The sequence below is a fragment of the Lactiplantibacillus argentoratensis genome, assembly GCF_037290055.1.
In the GTDB taxonomy this organism is placed as follows: domain Bacteria; phylum Bacillota; class Bacilli; order Lactobacillales; family Lactobacillaceae; genus Lactiplantibacillus; species Lactiplantibacillus plantarum.
Genome location: NZ_CP147647.1, coordinates 362,967 through 381,142, shown reverse-complemented (window position 1 = coordinate 381,142; position 18,176 = coordinate 362,967). Strand labels below are relative to the sequence as shown.

At 45.0% G+C, this 18,176-nt stretch carries 18 protein-coding genes; all 18 read right to left on the bottom strand.

Annotated features, from left to right (window positions below; genetic code table 11):
• Positions 1-42 precede the first annotated feature (42 nt).
• A complete protein-coding gene (gene metG / locus V7R88_RS01765) occupies positions 43-2,094 on the bottom strand; it encodes a methionine--tRNA ligase (protein WP_003643823.1) in 2,052 nt (683 codons plus the stop codon).
• A gap of 321 nt (positions 2,095-2,415) precedes the next feature.
• Entirely contained in the window at positions 2,416-2,805 is a 390-nt protein-coding gene (locus V7R88_RS01760; RefSeq protein ID WP_003646492.1) for an NUDIX hydrolase, read from the bottom strand.
• Positions 2,806-3,401: 596 nt separating this feature from the next.
• Positions 3,402-4,244, bottom strand: coding sequence for a DUF72 domain-containing protein (locus V7R88_RS01755; protein WP_003642012.1), 843 nt, complete (start codon positions 4,242-4,244; stop codon positions 3,402-3,404).
• On the bottom strand, positions 4,244-4,948 hold the full coding sequence (locus tag V7R88_RS01750; protein WP_003642011.1) for an NAD-dependent protein deacylase: 705 nt from the start codon (positions 4,946-4,948) through the stop codon (positions 4,244-4,246). Before V7R88_RS01750 ends, V7R88_RS01755 begins: the two co-directional genes overlap by 1 nt.
• Before the next feature lie 21 nt (positions 4,949-4,969).
• Positions 4,970-5,929, bottom strand: a complete 960-nt coding sequence (locus V7R88_RS01745) for a hypothetical protein (RefSeq protein ID WP_054397547.1) — start codon at positions 5,927-5,929, stop codon at positions 4,970-4,972.
• The gene (locus tag V7R88_RS01740; RefSeq protein WP_114648406.1) at positions 5,922-7,196 is read right to left on the bottom strand and encodes a hydroxymethylglutaryl-CoA reductase, degradative; all 1,275 of its coding nucleotides are present in this window, start codon (positions 7,194-7,196) and stop codon (positions 5,922-5,924) included. The genes V7R88_RS01745 and V7R88_RS01740 overlap by 8 nt, the downstream gene beginning before the upstream one ends.
• A 45-nt stretch (positions 7,197-7,241) precedes the next feature.
• Positions 7,242-8,159 (bottom strand): Ppx/GppA family phosphatase, encoded by a 918-nt coding sequence (locus V7R88_RS01735; protein ID WP_011101010.1) that lies wholly within the window; start codon positions 8,157-8,159, stop codon positions 7,242-7,244.
• Between the two features lie 168 nt (positions 8,160-8,327).
• A complete protein-coding gene (locus V7R88_RS01730; protein ID WP_003643820.1) occupies positions 8,328-9,122 on the bottom strand; it encodes a hypothetical protein in 795 nt (264 codons plus the stop codon).
• A gap of 4 nt (positions 9,123-9,126) precedes the next feature.
• Positions 9,127-10,242: a hypothetical protein gene (locus V7R88_RS01725; RefSeq protein WP_225829445.1), complete on the bottom strand. Its 1,116-nt coding sequence runs from the start codon at positions 10,240-10,242 to the stop codon at positions 9,127-9,129.
• A gap of 472 nt (positions 10,243-10,714) precedes the next feature.
• On the bottom strand, positions 10,715-11,728 hold the full coding sequence (locus V7R88_RS01720) for a tRNA dihydrouridine synthase (protein WP_114648405.1): 1,014 nt from the start codon (positions 11,726-11,728) through the stop codon (positions 10,715-10,717).
• Positions 11,729-11,958: 230 nt separating this feature from the next.
• A complete protein-coding gene (locus V7R88_RS01715; RefSeq protein ID WP_063731247.1) occupies positions 11,959-12,324 on the bottom strand; it encodes a type II toxin-antitoxin system PemK/MazF family toxin in 366 nt (121 codons plus the stop codon).
• On the bottom strand, positions 12,311-12,529 hold the full coding sequence (mazE, locus tag V7R88_RS01710; RefSeq protein WP_033611254.1) for a type II toxin-antitoxin system PemI/MazE family antitoxin: 219 nt from the start codon (positions 12,527-12,529) through the stop codon (positions 12,311-12,313). Before mazE ends, V7R88_RS01715 begins: the two co-directional genes overlap by 14 nt.
• 132 nt (positions 12,530-12,661) lie before the next feature.
• Complete coding sequence (locus V7R88_RS01705) at positions 12,662-13,084, bottom strand: DUF3284 domain-containing protein (RefSeq protein ID WP_053566443.1); 423 nt, start codon at positions 13,082-13,084, stop codon at positions 12,662-12,664.
• Entirely contained in the window at positions 13,074-13,262 is a 189-nt protein-coding gene (locus V7R88_RS01700) for a hypothetical protein (protein WP_003641999.1), read from the bottom strand. Before V7R88_RS01700 ends, V7R88_RS01705 begins: the two co-directional genes overlap by 11 nt.
• Before the next feature lie 6 nt (positions 13,263-13,268).
• Positions 13,269-14,630 carry a PTS sugar transporter subunit IIC gene (locus V7R88_RS01695; RefSeq protein ID WP_003641998.1) on the bottom strand — a complete coding sequence of 454 codons (1,362 nt, stop codon included), beginning with the start codon at positions 14,628-14,630 and terminating at the stop codon, positions 13,269-13,271.
• 72 nt (positions 14,631-14,702) lie between these two features.
• Positions 14,703-15,413 (bottom strand): GntR family transcriptional regulator, encoded by a 711-nt coding sequence (locus V7R88_RS01690; RefSeq protein WP_114648404.1) that lies wholly within the window; start codon positions 15,411-15,413, stop codon positions 14,703-14,705.
• A 407-nt stretch (positions 15,414-15,820) separates the two neighbouring features.
• The gene (trpS, locus tag V7R88_RS01685) at positions 15,821-16,837 is read right to left on the bottom strand and encodes a tryptophan--tRNA ligase (RefSeq protein ID WP_114648403.1); all 1,017 of its coding nucleotides are present in this window, start codon (positions 16,835-16,837) and stop codon (positions 15,821-15,823) included.
• 439 nt (positions 16,838-17,276) lie between these two features.
• Positions 17,277-18,053 (bottom strand): carbon-nitrogen family hydrolase, encoded by a 777-nt coding sequence (locus V7R88_RS01680; protein WP_114648402.1) that lies wholly within the window; start codon positions 18,051-18,053, stop codon positions 17,277-17,279.
• Positions 18,054-18,176: the final 123 nt, after the last annotated feature.

Sequence of the window (18,176 nt, the reverse complement as noted above, 5' to 3'; positions counted from 1 at the left end):
TCACTAGTCAGTGCGCCCGATTTTTTATTCAACATTTAGTTTTTACGAAATCAATGATCCGTTTACCATATTATCTGGTACCGTAATTAATTGCACCTGACCGTCGTGTTCTGCTGACAGTAACATGCCTTGGCTCATTTCACCACGAAGCTTCCGTGGCTTTAAGTTACCAACGATGATAACCTTCTTGCCAATCAGTTCTTCGGGTTCTGGATACCACTTAGCAATACCTGAAAGGATTTGGCGATGATCAGCATCTCCTGCATCTAAACGGAATTGTAGGAGTTTGTCAGCCCCTTTCAATTTCTGCACCGTAATGACTTCAGCAACTTTCAATTCGACCTTGTCAAAATCATCAATGGTAATCGCTGGTTTAGTGAGGTTCAAATTAGTCTCAGCTGGGTTCCAGCCTTGTTCGACTTCAGCTTCATGTTTCGCGTTTTCCATGGCTTTACGCCCCTTCTGTTTGTCGGATTTCGTCATCTTACCCTTCAAGAATTCAACTTCGGCATCCATATCGACCCGTGGGAAGATTGGGGTTCCCTTAGCAACGACTTGTGCACCAGCCGGCAAATCAGCCAGTTGTAAGTCGGCAATTGCTAAAGTTGCTGGGTCCAACCCTAATTGGGTAAAGATTTCCTTAGGTGCATGCGTCATGACTGGACTGATCAAACTAGCAATCACCCGCAAACTAGCTGCTAAATGGGCCATCACACTGGCTAACTTATCAGCATCATTCGCATCGTCACTCTTAGCTAATTGCCAAGGTGCCGTTTCATCAATATACTTGTTCGTCCGACTGACCAACTTCCACACTTCAGCCAGCGCATCTGATAAATGCAGGCTGTCCATGCAAGCGTTGAAGTTCTTAATAGTCGTGGCAGCTGTGGCTTCTAAGTCAGCGTCAAATTCAGTCACACCGGCTTTGAATGCTGGTAATTGACCATCTTCATATTTATTGATCATCGCAATGGTCCGGTTCAGCAAGTTTCCCAAGTCATTAGCCAAGTCATAGTTAACCCGCGCCACAAAGTCCTCTGGTGTGAATAAACCATCGTTACCATAAGGCATGGCTTTAACTAAATAATAACGAAGCGCATCCAAGCCGTAACGTTCAACCAATGTTTCAGGATAAATCACGTTACCCTTAGACTTGGACATCTTGCCGTCCTTCATCAATAACCAACCATGACCAAAGACCTTCTTAGGTAATGGTAACCCGAGTGCATGCAAAATAATTGGCCAGTAAATCGTATGGAAGCGCACGATTTCTTTACCAACCATTTGAACATCGGCAGGCCAGAACTTGTTAAACAAGTCTTCAGAGTCGCCGGTTGCGTAACCCAGTGCCGTAATATAGTTTGTCAGGGCATCAATCCACACGTAAACGACGTGCTTAGGATCACTCTTGACAGGGACACCCCAAGTAAAGCTCGTCCGAGAAACGGCCAAGTCTTCCAGACCTGGTTTAATAAAATTATTGATCATTTCGGTCATCCGATTAGCTGGTTCAATAAAGTCAGGATGACTTTGATAATAATCTAACAACCAATCTGCGTACTTACTCATCTTAAAGAAGTAGGACTGTTCTTTAACAAGTTCGACTTCATGACCACTGGGCGCCTTACCACCAATAACCTTGCCGTTATCATCACGGAAAACTTCAGCCAGCTGCGTTTCAGTGAAGTATTCTTCGTCATCAACGGAGTACCAGCCTTCGTACTCACCTAAGTAGATGTCACCATTTTTAAGTAACCGATCGAAAATTTCTTGGACCGCGCGTTCATGATAATCATCGGTGGTCCGAATAAACTTGTCATTAGAGATTTCTAGCAATTGCCATAAATCCTTGATTTGTTTTGCCATCCCATCAACGTATGACTTCGGATCAGTGTTCAATTTTTCTGCTTTTTCTTCAATTTTGAGGCCGTGTTCATCCGTCCCGGTTAAGAAGTAAACATCGTAACCCATCGCACGTTTGTAACGTGCTAAAGTATCGCACGCAATTGTCGTGTATGAATTACCGATGTGCAACTTCCCCGAAGGATAGTAGATCGGCGTCGTAATATAATAAGTTGGTTTTGTTTCTGCCATGACGTAAATTCCCTTCAAACTGGTTTATGATTAACTCGTTAAGCATGTCTTTGATTAAAATCCATGAACAAATCACACGCGTCCAAACAACACGTCTTGGTCTAAAATAACATGTTGCTGGGCCAATGTGTAGAATCTCTTATATTGTATCATATTTCCTGTGTTTATTAAGAAACACTAACAAAAGAGTTCTCCACACGCAAAGATCGTGGCAGACTAGTCAACTGTGCACCATGCTTCAAATGGCCCAACCAACCACCACAAAATAACCGATTAAAATCACGAGTTGATTTTAACCGGTCATTTATTGGTAATCTATTATTATTCAACAACCCACGAATATCGGGCCAGCGCTTCACGAACGACTTCCGCGATCCGGCTATCGTCCGGCCGACACCACTTATAATCATAAACTTCCGAGTCGACTTTGAGCGCGCCACTCCCCGCAACTAAAAAACAATTTAACTCGACTATTTTTCCCGGTTGATTATAGGCCGTACCACGGTGGGTGAAGGCCCACTTAAACCGATCTGGCGACACAACTAATGACAACTCTTCTTTTAATTCTCGCTGCAGAGTCTGTGTTAGCGTCTCTCCCACACCGACCTTGCCACCAGGAAAATAATAAGCTGTGTTTTTTGATTCCCGTGTTAATAAGACTTTTCCATCAGCGCAGAAAACCCCATTTGCGCAAATAATATCCGGTTGCATACCCAATCCGCCCCAATCTATATTGTTATGACCTAACATTCGATTCTCAACAACACTTCAACCTGCCATAACTATCTGCAACTCACACAGTGGCAGGCAACTACTTAGTTGCTTGAACTGAAGTCAGTGTATCTTAATCACGCACTTTTCTCAATCACCCTAATTCACCTAAGAATCATGAATTAAGGTACTTATAACTGCCTAGTTTTAAGGCAGTCCCAAGCCATCGTATCCACGACCAACGAGATAATTATTACCAAAACTAAACAGGAATTTACATAAACTACTTCTTGACTTTACACTAACTTTACTTCCAAATGATGTATCCCAACCGTTCGCTTTCAAATCAGATGGCTAAGTCCATATTGATTAGCTAAGGTGTAAGTGCCAAAAAATGTAGCGGCAGCTCACATTATTGAATGTCCGAACTACCGCTACATTTTTAGTTGTCATGATTCATCAATTAAAGAATATTCAACCGTAGTACCAAATTTCAACGGTTCACGGTCATAGTGACTGTATTGATCCAACATAGTAATTCAACTGATAACTCGTTCAATTAAGCAAAGTATCACATCAATCACTCATAAATCATTTTAAAACAAGTCCAGTTGATGCGGTCCTAAATCACCAAACGAAACGCCTAGCAACTCTTTGAGTGCCATCGCGTTATCGGCCGCGTCACCACCAGAATTATTATTAAAGATGACGCAAACCTCGTCCGCCTGCTGTTGTAACTGTTCCACCGTTTGCTTGAATTCAGCTAGTTCTTGATCACTATACCGATATAAAGTCCGTTGGCTACGCCAGTTAGCGCCCTTGGCTGACCAGCCCTGCTGGTTACGACCATGTAAGCGTAAGAGTGCCAATTTCGAATTCGTTACGACCGGCTCGAAACTAACGCCATCATTTAAAGCGTGCGGCTCATCGACAATCACATGGGTAATCCCCAGATCCTTCAGAAAACTAAAGACCGCATCTTTGACACTCTCCTCGTACCAACTCTGGTTACGAAATTCGACTGCGATTGGAACACCGGGTAACCACTCGACCATCCGTTGTAGGTAATGGAAGTTGCGGTTCGACCGTTCAAAAAACGGCGGAAATTGGAAGAGCACCGCTTTTAATTGCTGGTGCTGCGTTAACGGTTTGAGCATCGCACGGTATTCCCGATAAGCTGTCTTTAGCGCATCCATCGAGACCCCTTCGTCATAAGTGTCATGCAGCGTCATCACCTGATTTGCTTTCAAAATAAACTGAAACTTATCAGGGACGGCCTTTTGCCACTTCGCGACCGTCGTCACTTTCGGAATACCATAGAATGGCGTGTCCACTTCGACGACTGGTAGGACTCCCGAATATTCAGTTAAGGTCAGCTTTTCAGTACCACCCAGTAAACTAGGGTGTTCCGTCCAAGTTGTTAAGCCAATTGTTATCATCAGACCTGCACCCCCTCGAAGAAGTCGACCGCATCTTGTTGCACCATCGTAAATGCAAATGGCAACTGGAGCGGTTCCGCATTGATTGCAAGCACTTGAGCCTTCGGATTACGATAGTCAATTAGGCCGGCGAACGGGTACACCCGAAACGAGGTCCCACAAATAACGACTAGGTCAGCCTGCTGTAAATATTGAACTGCCCGTTCGATATTGGCACTCGCAATCCCCTCGTCGTACAACACCACGTTAGGCCGTAAGTAGCCATGGTCTGTCTGATGGTAAGGGGATTTCAAATACTCATGCCAATCGACATGCTGACCACACTTGGTGCAGTAAACCTGATAGAGATTACCGTGAAATTCAACGAGCTGAGCCGTTTTAGCCACCCCATATAAATTATCAATATTTTGTGTAATCACACTGGCCCGCCCTTGCCGAGTCAGTGCCGCCATCTTTTGATGAATCACATTCGGTTGGGCGTCTGGATAATATAAATTGGATTGTAAATATTGATAAAATTCCAGCGGATGCTCCGCCAAAAACGCGTGGCTTAAATAATATTCCGCGTTATGGTGTTCGGTATACAGTCCATTTTTAGACCGGTAATCGGGGATTCCCGAGGGCGTCGAAACGCCAGCTCCCGTCATAAAAACGATATGCTGAGCTTGTTGTAAAGTTGTTTGTGCTGCTGTAATGTCACTCATTCTGACATCTCCCTGCTTAGCTTACCGTAACGTATAGGGTAGATTCATTTCTTGGAATAATTCTTTGACCGTCTTATCGTACACCTCTTTGAAAAAGGCATCGCTCTTCTTTTGCGCCGGTGCTGGTAAGACAAACGCATTCTGACGGTCACTCTTATATAACCCAATGTACGCTCGGGTATGTTTATTTTTATCTAATAGATCTGAATGGTAAACGTCAAATAACTGCCGGACTTCCAGCCGCTCTTGCCGTTCACTGAGCACACTCTGAACGGTCACAAATTCCGTTCCGTGTAGGACTGGTAAATGCCAAGCCGTCATCTGATCATCAAAAGCCTTGAACAGCTTTACGACGGCACGCCGCATCGCAAACGGGGTGTCAACTGGCTTCTGACTGATTACGGCGTATAGCTTCTGTGCAGCCGGCCAAGCTTGTGGATAGGCTGTTGTCACCTTTTGCAAATCATCAGCTGGTAATTCACCATTAAAGAAAACGAGTAGGTCAGTCAATGTTAATAACCGTAACGTCATCATCGCATCCGCCTTGCCCGCAGGTTCCGGTTCGATTGTGGCCGCCACACCTTGCATGTATAGCGTTTCGATCTGCTCATCGATTAAGTCATGTTCCCGTTGTTTGCGTACGACCAAGACGTGGCTCACCATGTCATAAAGTTCCATAGCGATTGCCATCAATTGTTCGTCCAGTTGTTGATCACGCGTGGTCAAATTAAAGGTAATCTGTGGAAAGCCTTGTAATAACAATAATAGATGTAATAATTCATGTGACGCTGTGTAATTAGGAGCCGTAATATCGCTAACCTGAACGGTCAGGTCACCATCATCTAACACTTGTTGTGCTTGATCATGGCGGACGTAACCCGCTTTTGTGTCACCAAAACGAACACTAATATTGCCCGGATATAATGAATTGGCGGTACTTAATAAATCTGTAACAGTTTGGTTCAATTTAATTTCAGTCATCGGTCTCTTCCTTTGTTTGCCGCAATTCCGCAATGAGTTGTTGCGTGGTTGCGAGGTCTTGTTGAGATGCTAATTCAAGTCGTTGTAAGATAACGGGGAGTTCCTCAGGAGTCGCCCCCGCTGCCATCGCGAGCGATTTCAACTGGAGGTGCATATGGCCCTGCTGGATACCAGTCGTGACCAAGGCGCGTAAAGCGGCCAGATTTTGGGCTAACCCGATGGCAACCATAATTCTTTCCAAATCACCCGCCGTTTGAATACCTAATATTCGTTGATTCAACTGGGCTAACTCGTTAATCTTGATTGAACCGCCCACAATGCCAACCGGTAGTGGCAATTCCAGTTCACCGTGCAGCATCTGACCATCACTGGTCCAGGTACTCATGCCACGATATTGACCATCCTTAACAGCATAGGCGTGTGCCCCGCTCTCCAAGGCGCGCCAGTCGTTGCCACTAGCAATAGCGACAGCATCAATACCGTTCATGATACCTTTATTATGAGTCGTGGCCCGGTACGGATCAAGCTGAGCGACCGTGCTGGCCGACGCAATCTTCTGGGCAACTAGTTTGCCGGCATACCGCCCAGCCTGTAATAATCCGACTGGAATGTCACAAACGGCCTTGACTAAGCTCGCCGTTGCATAATTCGATAGAATACTCATTAAAGCGTCCTGCTTCGTCATCACACCGATGGCCTTTGCCACGGCTTCCAACATACTATTGAGCATATTGGCCCCCATAGCAGCCTGCACATCAACGAATAGGTCAATTGATAAATAGCCTTGTCCGAGAATACGCGTACGTAGGCGCCGAGCGCCACCACCTCGTTTTTTTAAACTGGGATGGGCCGCATCAGCTACTTTTAATAATGCTGCAGCGTGGGCTTCAATCACGGCAGCGGTTGCAGCCGGATCAGACAACTGCTCCAGAACGATTTGACCAATCATTTCACGTTGATTAAGGACGGTCGTGAAGCCCCCTGCACGCTTGACAATTTTAGCGCCATTACTTGCTGCCGCAATAACAGAAGGTTCCTCAGTAACCATTGGAACAATGTGATCCACGCCATCGACGACTAAGTTGACAGCCAACCCCATCGGTAATGGGTAATCCGTCAAATAATTCTCAATAATTTCATGATGTTGTGGTAAATAATATTGTTTAAATAACGCCTGTTCAGCTGGCGTTAAATGGGCCTGTTGCGCTACGATGGCAGTGCGTTCCGCCCAATTTTTTTGATAAAAGTGCCGAAAATCAGCTGTCATATTCTCATTCCTATTCTCTCCATTCGACTCATCTACCGAACCGACCTATTGATTGAGGTGTTCTGAAATAATTCCCTCACGAACACCACTTTCAGAAAAGATCACCCGATCACTATCCAACATTTGTAATAACGTCACTAGCGGTAACATTCCACCAACAATAATGTCCGCACGATCATATTCCATTCCTGAGATTTCCTGGCGACCTTTTTTCGACCGTGACAGTAAGTCCAAAAACGTATGGAACACCGTCTCTGTCTTCAGACGATACCCGTGAATGTCTTCAACTTTTAACTTTTGTTGCCGGCGCCGATTAATGCGGGCTAAGGTTCGGTTGGCACCACCCAATAGAATGATTGGAAAGTGCACTGCCTCTGATAACCACCAAATATCTGCCAGTCGGTTACGTAGGAACATCTGCGCCCGAAATAGACTCGCAGACGGCACTAAGTCGTCGAGACCGAATTGTTCCGATAATGTCACCGCGCCAAATGGAATGCTGATCAGTTGCTGTTTGCGGCCATTTTTGACCAAGATCAGTTCACAACTTGCGCCACCCGTGTCTAAGATTAGGCAATCATGGATGACCAATGAATTGGCAACCCCAAGATAATCGTAATAGGCCTCATCGTCACCAGATAAAACGCGTAAATCGAGCCCCACTTCTTGCTTGACTTGATTGAGAAATTCAGTCTGATTTTGTGCCATCCGAACTGCGGCTGTGGTGATGCCAATAACATCCGTATTGGGCATTTTTTCATAAAGTCGGCGAAAATTGAGTAACGCCTTGATTGTTCGCTCAATTGCGGCTGGCTGGAGTACGTGTGCCGTTCCCATTCCTTCCGACAAACGCGTATCTTCCTTAACACGCTTGATTTCTTGAGCAGTGCCGTTAGCATGCAACCGACTGACCGCCATCCGCGCCGAATTGGACCCTAAATCCACAATCGCTAAGTTTCTCATAACACCACGCTCACTTTTCGTTTATAAAATATTAGTTAGGTTTATTCTAACATTTATGATGTAACACTGTGACTTCTAGGGCCGGATTGCACACCAAAAAATATCAAAAAGCCCAAAATGAACGACGCTAGTGTTTTGACTAGGGCCGTTCATTTTGGGTTCATTAGACTAGCTAGTTGGCAGTAACGATCGGAGAACTCGAACAACTTCGTCCCGGTTTAAGTCAAAATCGGGATCTGATTTAAATCGTTTTTTGAATATTTGCTCGGGCTCTGCTTCAACCAGCTGAATAAAACTTTTTAAATCATTCTGACAAGTCCTTGGTACGACCTTTGAGTCGAACGTTTGATTCTCAATAATCAAATCACACAACCGGCAGACATCCTTATAATGTTTGTTCTTATTAGCACGATGACGTAATTTATCACCATTTGCTAACCGTTGTCGAATATCAAGATGAGCTTTGGCTTTAAAGTAGATCAATCCGGGTACGCTCAAGATAGAAACATGGCCAATCTTTTGCTGGCATTGCTTCAACAAGCTATAGTAATCATCATTTAATACAATCGCCGACAAACTAGGGCCCGTTGCAAAATGTAACGGCATTGTCTCTGTCGGTAATCTAAGTTCATAGCGCAATGGTATCTTTGAAAACAATTCAATCTGTTGGGGGACGCCCGTGACCGCAAGTGCAGGATCTAACGCAAACCGGTAATACACTTTCTTCTTATTCACATCACCCCCTATCTCAGCACACAAGTAGCCATATTTCTCGATAAAGTCATCAAACTTTTGTGAAAAGCCCAGTTGACTATTTTCAAATATGACGACCATATCGTAATCCTGGGTCGCTCTAAAATCCTGATGATCTTGCGCTAACCAAATTGCGGCAGCATTGCCACCAATAATAACGTAACAATCTTCATAGCCTTCGAAAAAGTCAAAGAACTTGTGAAATAGCATCACCTTATGCTCCGTTCCAAATTTGATCAACCAATTCTTCGGCTTCGCCTTGAGTCCGCTCGTCCATATCATTTCTAAATAGTACGTATAAATGAAAGGGATCCAACACATTCTTAGGATAATTGGCAATTAGTCTAAACAATGTGTTAAAACCGCTGAGCTGATACTTTGAAACTTGCACCTCACAAGCGACTTTCCGCTCATCGGTATCTGCGTCAACCGTTGTCCTCAAGGTTTGCCGTCGAGAACGGTCCATAATAACTGTCTGTTGCTTCCGATTATCACTGATCATCGTCACTTTAGATAAACCAGTAAGGCCGGAATAAAGAAAATTCTTACTAGCTGATTCAACTGATGCTTTCGCCAACTGCACCAAGTCAACAGATTGAACTGGCGACACTAAGAATGGCGCTATCTGATCAAAAAAACGGCGGCTATCTAACTCGCAAGTATAGACGCGCTCCTTAGTCTCGCCGATTGACTTCAGCCAACCATGTGCAACTAACGGTTTAACCGCTCGACTAAAGGTAACTCGATTATTGATGCTAACTTGCTTGCCAATCGTTGATGCAAAGCATTGTCCGCTTTTGATCAAGAAACGGTCATCAGTCGTTCTGAAGGCTGCTAACTCGGGACATACTTTGGCCTTCTCTGGATGACGTTCAAAAATCAACTGTGCTAATACGATGGTTAATGCTAGTCGTTGTGCCGCGGAGGCTAAAGGATTGCCCGCTATTCCAGGTGAGTCATTCACGGCTTCAGGTAATAACCGTGTCCCCATAAACGGCAAAAACATCTCACCATCTGATGTCATAAATGGCATTCTGTTTTTCAAATATTCGTGACGCTCATTGGCGGAAAGCTGAGGAAAAATAAACACCAATGGGTCCCGATTTACCTGACTAACTCGTGCATAGAGCCCTAGTGGCCGCAAATCGCGCAGACCACCATAAGACATAAAAAGGACCGGCTTATCAAGGATTGTCCCCTGCACAACCACCGTATTATTTTGATCCGAACGACTCAACGACAATGTCGACGTTGAAACCGATTCGCCAATAGTTACCGGGATACCCGTACTTTGACTAATATGTTCTAGTTGGTTAACAAGCTTTATCACATTCTTCGCCCCCTCCATCCAAATGATTGTAACATGTTTTCTTCGATTGTAACGCAGTAATGTTACAATCGTTTTAAATGATGTTACAATCATCCAAATTAGCTGAGCTACAGGCAAAAATTAACACTATCACGTGACCGAAACTTGTTATTGAGCACCTCCTCATTAATCAGATAGACACGGCAATCGTCCGTAATTACTCCGCTAGTCATTGCCATCAGTCATTATTTACGTCAATTGACGCCTGTTCCACTTAAAAGTGACTAAGTTTTTTTCTAAAAAAACGTCGAATTGAACAGCTGTTGGACCAACTCCTAACAAGGGCCTAAATTTGAATACAATTGTCATACCCCTTTAGATACAAAAACATCCCAACATTAGCACTCACTGCCGATATCGAGATGTTTCTATATAATAAGTATTGAAGTTTATTAACGTATTACTGCCTTAATCAACCTGTCTGCTGCTGACACTAACTGTGATTGGCCACCCGCATTTTGGCTTGATAAGCCGCTAAAATTTTGCGTACATCATCCGTTGACTTGGCATCCATCATCGTGTTACGCAGGTCAGTAGCGCCTAGTTCTGGGCGCGCATAGATTTTAAAGAACCGTTTTAAGGACGGAAAACGTGGCACGTCATAACGGGTGGCAAAGTCATCGAACAAGTCGAGCTGCATGTTCAGTAAACCCAATAGTTCATGCAAATCATGCGATTGGGGCTGGGACTCAAACGCAAACGGATTCGCGAACACTCCCCGACCAATCATGATACCATCTAATCCAGGATGTGCTTTGGCTAACGCCACCCCGGCCTGATAATCAGCCACGTCACCATTAATCTGGAGTAACGTTTCCGGGGCCATCGCATCACGCATTTTAATCAAGTCATCGATAACTTCAAAGTGTGCGGGTACCTTACTCATTTCCTGTTTGGTCCGCAAGTGAACGGTCAAGACTGCCACATGTTGCGATAACAACGTTGCAATCCAGTCATGATATTCAGCAACTTTACTGTAACCTAAGCGCGTCTTCGCACTAACGGCCAGTCCCGACGTCTTTGCAGCCGCAATCACGTCTTCAGCCCACTGCGGATTGCGAATCAAATCGCTGCCACCATGATTTTTGATGACCGTCCCATCCGGGCAGCCCATATTGATATCAACTGCTTCAAAGCCCCGGTCACGAAGTTCAGCTGTAGCCGAAGCAAAGTCAGCCGCTTCGTTACCCCACAGTTGAACGACCGGTTTTTGCGACTCAGCTGCCGCCACGTACAAACGACCATGCACCGGAAACTTCGTATTCGGGTTCGTAATACTCTTAGCATAGACGAATTCACTAAAAAACGTATCTGGAGCAGCGGCATGGCTAATGACTTGCCGAAAAACAGTATTACTAACGGCTTCCATCGGGGCCATCGTAAAAAATGGTCGCCCGTCTGCCTTGGCTTGGGCCGCAATTTGCGACCAGAATGGTGTTGCTGTCACGTTCTCATACTCCCTTATCACTAGTTTAACTTTTGGATTGAATGCTTTTAATTTTAGCATTGATATGCCTGCTTTGCAGGAATGACGTTTGCTGGCCGTTCGTCCGCTCCCAAGCATCGCTTAACCAACAGATAAACGCGAACTTTGTCACGATTGGTTGGCGTCGCGAACATCACGCCTAGTCACACTATTGGTTAACACTGTGACTAAGCGCTATTTTAAGCAACATGCTATACTTCATTAGCATTAACAACATCATTAATAACTTGTAGTGTCTGATCTAATATTTGCTTATCGACAGCGCCAACCTGACGCATATCCCGACGGACGTAATCAAACGTGTGAAATTGGAGTGGATTGATATAGCCGTCGACTTTCGGTGTTTTGATTTTGATCAACAACCCCAAAGCCGTCATCCGGTTATTGGCAGCATGGGTAATGGGACAAACTAGCGCTAGCTTTGTTAATCGCGCATACTTTTGATTACTAACAACTAATGCTGGGCGATACTTTTGGATTTCGCGCCCAGCACTCGGATTAAAATTGATTAAAACGATGTCACCCTTACGTGGAATATACTGATTAGTCCCATTCACTATCGACGTCCTCCATGTCCAGGGTTATGTCAGACTGCTCTAGTTGGTCATTAAACCAATCACCCTCGAACGGATTGCGATGTTTCAATTTGAATAAAATCGAACCATCATCTAGCTGCTCTGCTTCAAACTCTGTGCCATTCGCAACATTGAACTTTTTAGGAATTGTCAATGTCGTTGAATTACCAACCAACCGTGCTTTCATTACGCATCCCTCCCGTGTATCTTGAGTATACACGAAGTCACGCTCGTTGCAACTGATTAGCTTCCATATCTTGCCTGGACACAAAAAAGGATTTCGAAATAACGAAATCCTTTTTTCAGTTCAGCAACCTACTTATTGATTATAACTAGCAGCCATCTGATTCATCATCTTCTTAAAGCGGCGTTTACGGAACCATCCTAAGAATAGCACGCCGAGCTTATTATTGGCATTCGTCTTATTATCCTTGCCTAAAAAGGTTTCGGCATATTCTAAGACAGTTTGGTGACCATCGGTGTCCGGTGCGAATTGATAATCGACGCCGTAATGATCGCGGAGCGTTTCTAATTCATACGCATATCGAACACCGGGTTGCGCGTGGGTAATCTTCAAATTACCGGTCAGACCGTTGGACCACTGTTTGGCATACTCATAACCTTGCAAGCTCTGCCGTGGCGCCGGCCGACCCGTTTGCTGCTGAATATCAGCCCGCGCGGAATCGATCAACTGTTGGTATAAATAATCCACAGGGGCGTTCAAAGTTAATTTAATCTGCATTCTGGTGGCTCCTTTCTATCTGACCCACTCGCCGATAAACGACGAAAAGTGCTGCGCTGACCGCTAAACCTAATCCGAGCGTCACCCATTGACCGGTCGTTCCGGCCAGGGGACTTAAGATAACGGCTAATAATCCAAGGTTCATCCCGATGAGTAAACACTGCTTTAAGCTTTTCATGACAATCTATTCTCCAATCGCTGCTGGTTTAATCTTGTTGGCAGCCTTAACGAATGGCACGTAAATCGCAAAGGCAACGGCGGCATTAAATAATTGTAAGACCACTGACCGCCAGTCCATTGTGGCAACTAAGGCGTTCATAATCGGTGGCATTGACCAAACGATATTGTTCGTAATCGGTGCGACCCACCCAGCTGATAAAGCAGCGTAGGCGATCGAAACAGTCACAACTGGTGCTAAAACGAACGGAATAAAGTAGATTGGGTCAAGTACAATTGGCATCCCGAACATCACGGGTTCGTTAATATTAAAGAATCCGGGGCCAATCGCCAACTTAGCCACTGAACGTTGGTCGTCTCGTTTACTAAATACTAAAATCGCTACTAATAATAGTAAGGTCGAGCCGGCCCCACCAATCCATGCATATAAGTCAAAACAGTTCCGCGTCCAAACGTATGGCAAGGCTTTGCCAGCTTGGTAAGCGTTAACATTAGCAAGCTGAGCCGTCAACCAGATTCCGTCCAAGATTGGTGCCAGGACATTGGAACCATGAATCCCGAAGAACCAGAAAACTTGAACTAACAGCGTCATTAAGAGGACGGCGCCGTACCCTTGACTCATATTCAATAGTGGTTCTTGAATAATCTTCGCGATCCATTCAATCACCGTGGTGTTGAATTTACTGAAGATCCAGTTAATAATCCCAACGACATAAAATGCAGCGGCGGCTGGGATAACCCCAGTGAAGGCGTTTGCAACTGCCGGTGGCACAGAATCTGGCATCTTGATTGTAATGTGTTTCTTCATCAAAGCAATGTAAACGGCACTCGCAATGGCCCCTAAAATCATGACCGTAAAGAAACCATACGAACCAAAGTACGTGTTGAAGTTGAAGTAACCCCAAGCCGTCACCTTTTTGCCAGCAACCGCCATGCCAGAGTCCGTCAAAATCTTAGTAGCGCCCTTGCTCAACGTACTCGTCAACGTGCCGGTAAAGTTTTGTGGCAAACTCATGATGAAAGTTCCAAGTGTCACGATCCCACCAGTAACTGGTTCAACTTTGTACTGGATTGCCAATTGATACCCGAATGTAAATGAGAAAATCAGACCTAAGATGGCTAACGTCCCCGTCCAAACCATCGCATTAATTCCAATCAACCACTGCATCGAATTAACAATGCCCATCCAACCGAACTTCGTTGGAATATCTCGAACTAAAGCGTTCAGAACCGTGGCGATCGACCCGGCCATCATTGCCGGCATAATTGCTATAAACGCGTCACGTAATGCGATCAACCACCGAACTGCACCAATCTTGGCCGCAACTGGCACTAAGTGTTTGTTAAGCCATTCGATAAATGAATTCATAATATACCCCTCACTCCTAATGTAGGTTTTCGCTAGTTAGTGACCCAACACAACCGTTGCGTCACCCCCGTACTAGTTTTGTAAATCAATATTTTCGGTATGGTAGTAGAGTTCTAAATCTGGATAGACGAAGAACGTCCTGGAGAAGTTGAAGACCGTCCCATTAGCCAAGTAATTGATTGCTTCCAAGCACAACGTTTTGTCACCATCTGGGCAACCGATCAACTCCGCCCGTTGCGCGTCCACCCGCACTTGATGGACGTAGTTTTCCGTGGTGCTCCCCGTAATACCATATGCTTCTCGCAAGAAGGCGAAGATTGAATGCTGCACGCTCTCACTCGATAAGAACGGGACGACCGTTCGCGGAAAATAAGACTCTTCCAGGTCATACAAGACGTCATTCAAATAACGTAATCGCACCACCCGATAAACCTCGTCACCAAGCGCAATGTTCCCCTGTTGTGCTAAAGTTTCATCCGCTGTCACTTTATCAAACGTGACAACTTTTGATACTAATGGTCCACCCTCAACCATGGCGGACTGGTCAAATCCAATCGATAAGTTGAGCACTTTCTTCGTGTTCTGCGGTTGTTTGATAATAAAATTGCCGCTCCCCTGCACGCGACGCAACAACCCATGCCGGAAGACCACATCAAGCGCTTTACGAATCGTATTGCGACTGGCGTTGTACTGCGCCATTAACACTTTCTCGGTTGGTAACTTAGTCGGATATTCATCCGCCATTATCGATTTAATGATTGCCTGCGCAATTGCCTGATACATGACTAAACCTCCTTTCGATAAATTAGTAGGTGCTTGTAAAACTTGTGCCCACAAATTATATTATCACAGAATATATGAAAACGTTTTATTTTTCGTAATTTTATACCAATAAATTTATATTATGACTAAAGCCAGCCACAGCAAGCGCTTTCGAATTCCTTACCACCCCTTTTCTTGCCAAAAGCTTATTTTAACAAGCACTTTTTTACAATCATTCATGTAAGAAAGCAAACGAAATCAGCCTAATTTTCAATTTAGTCTGTCTTTTCCTTTTAATTAGCAACCGTGATGCGTTGGGCCATCGTTATTAATTTACCGGAAAGCCACATATATTAAGGGCCTACAAAAAAGTGCAACTCACCGTCTTCACACATCCGACGATCAGTTGCACTATTTTCTACCATAATTTATTTAAAATAATTAATTCCAATGGCGTCTTGCATCTCACGCCACGTTTGGTCAGCGACCACGTTCGCTTTCGCTGTACCATCCTTCAAAATTTGTAAGACTTGAGCTGGATCAGCTTCGTAAATTGCACGCCGTTCGCGGATTGGCCGCAATACACCGTCCAACACGTCCATCAAGTAGCGTTTAATCTTAACGTCACCCAAGCCACCATGTTGGTAGGCGGCCTTCAAGTCTGCGACCTTAGCCTTGTCTTCATCGAAAATATCAAGGTACGTGAAGACCACGTTACCTTCGACCCTACCCGGATCTTCAATATGAATATGATCAGGATCGGTATACATGGACATGACTTTCTTCTTCAAAGTATCGGCATCGTCAGAAAGGTAAATCGCATTTCCTAGTGATTTACTCATTTTGGCATTGCCGTCAAGTCCAGGGATTCGGCCCAAGCCCTTTGGTGGGAAGTAGCCTTCAGGTTCGACCAACGTGTCAGTTTGGTAAGTCTTATTGAAGCTCCGTACGATTTCACGGGTCTGTTCGAGCATTGGTTCTTGATCGTCACCAACGGGAACGGTCGTCGCCTTGAAAGCCGTAATATCAGCGGCCTGACTGACTGGATAAACAAAGAAACCGGCAGGAACACTTTCACCAAAAGCTTTTTGCTTGATTTCCGTCTTCACGGTTGGGTTACGATTCAAGCGCGCTACCGTCACTAAGTTCAAGTATTGATTCATCATGTCAGTTAATGCTGGAATTTGAGACTGGACTAAGATCGTTGACTTTTGGGGATCGATTCCCACTGCCAAGTAGTCCATCGCAACTTGTAATAAACTTTTACGAATCTTTTCGGGATCATGCGCATTATCCGTCAACGCCTGGTTATCCGCAATCATAATGTATGAGTCATAGTCCCCAGAATCTTGTAATGCGACCCGGTTACGTAATGAACCGACATAGTGCCCGATATGCAGCTTACCAGTGGGGCGATCACCCGTTAAAATCACTTTTTTTGTCATTGTATTCATCCTTTCTATTGGCACTAAAAAAGCGCCTGATCAACTAATACTAGTTAATTAGGACGCATCACCGTGGTACCACCTAAATTGCAGAAAGCTTGTCTCTGCCACTCATTGACCGATAAGGGTGGGTCCCCGGTGTTCACCGAATCTCCAAAAAGCCAATTCATTAGTCCGCCCCAGCTTTCAGCACGCGCTAGGTCTCTGTTATTGGACGCCTTACTGTTCTTTTCTTCAACGATTAATTAGTTCTAGTGTACTGGTTATACCTGACCGTGTCAAAATAAATTCTGGGCATCATTCGCGCTAGCTAGCCGCTACCATTTCAACATAACGACCGTCATTTCGACGTTTAAGCCCATCGAAATTCAAGCGGGCGTTCCTTCAACACCATTAAAATTCAGTTAAGTGCTCCCAGCCCCAGTCCCCAATTTACGCTTCAGTATAATTCCGGGCGCCGGTCTTCAAACACTGGAATCTGACCACGAACCTGGTCAACTTGTGTTAAATCAAGCTCGGCCGTAATCAACTGGGCATGGGCACCACCGATAGCCACAATTTGGCCGAGCGGGTCAATAACTAGTGACTGACCACCAAATTGATTATCAGGATCACTGCCAACGCGGTTAACCGCAACCACGAATCCTTGATTTTCAATCGCACGTGCTTGCAGTAATAGCCGCCATTGCATCTGCCGCACTGTCGGCCACTCAGCACTGACAAAAATCACTTGGGGGCCACGGGCTGCTTGTTTACGAAGCCATTCTGGGAAACGAATGTCATAACAAATCGCCCCCATCGCAACAGTTCCGTCGAGTTCAAAAACGTTCTCGGTCTCACCAGCGGTAATATAACGGTCTTCCGCCATTAACCCAAACCGGTGGACTTTATCGTAACGACTCAGTAACTGTCCCTGACGATCGACGACTAACATTTCATTATAGTAATGCCCATCGCGAGCGACCGCGACTGAGCCACCGACAATGTTGACGCGAAACTGCCGAGCTAACTTGCTGAGTAATTGTAACGTTCGCTGCCCATCATCATCCGCCAAGACATTCAGGCGAGTTAACGCATAACCGGTATTCCACATCTCCGGTAAGACGATCACGTCAACAGTTTGTTCAGCTGCCCGTTGAATGGCCACTTCAATCTGCTCGTAGTTGGCATCCGGATCTCCAAACTGAATATTAAGTTGTGCTAGTGCGACACGCATTCGTTCCACCCACTTTATTAGAATGATTAAAATCATATTAGAATAAATAGTCATAGGTTGCAAGTTTCAGCCTTGCCATCGTAAGGCTGCCGAACTTGCCCACCGTTGGCCAGCACGCCTTAG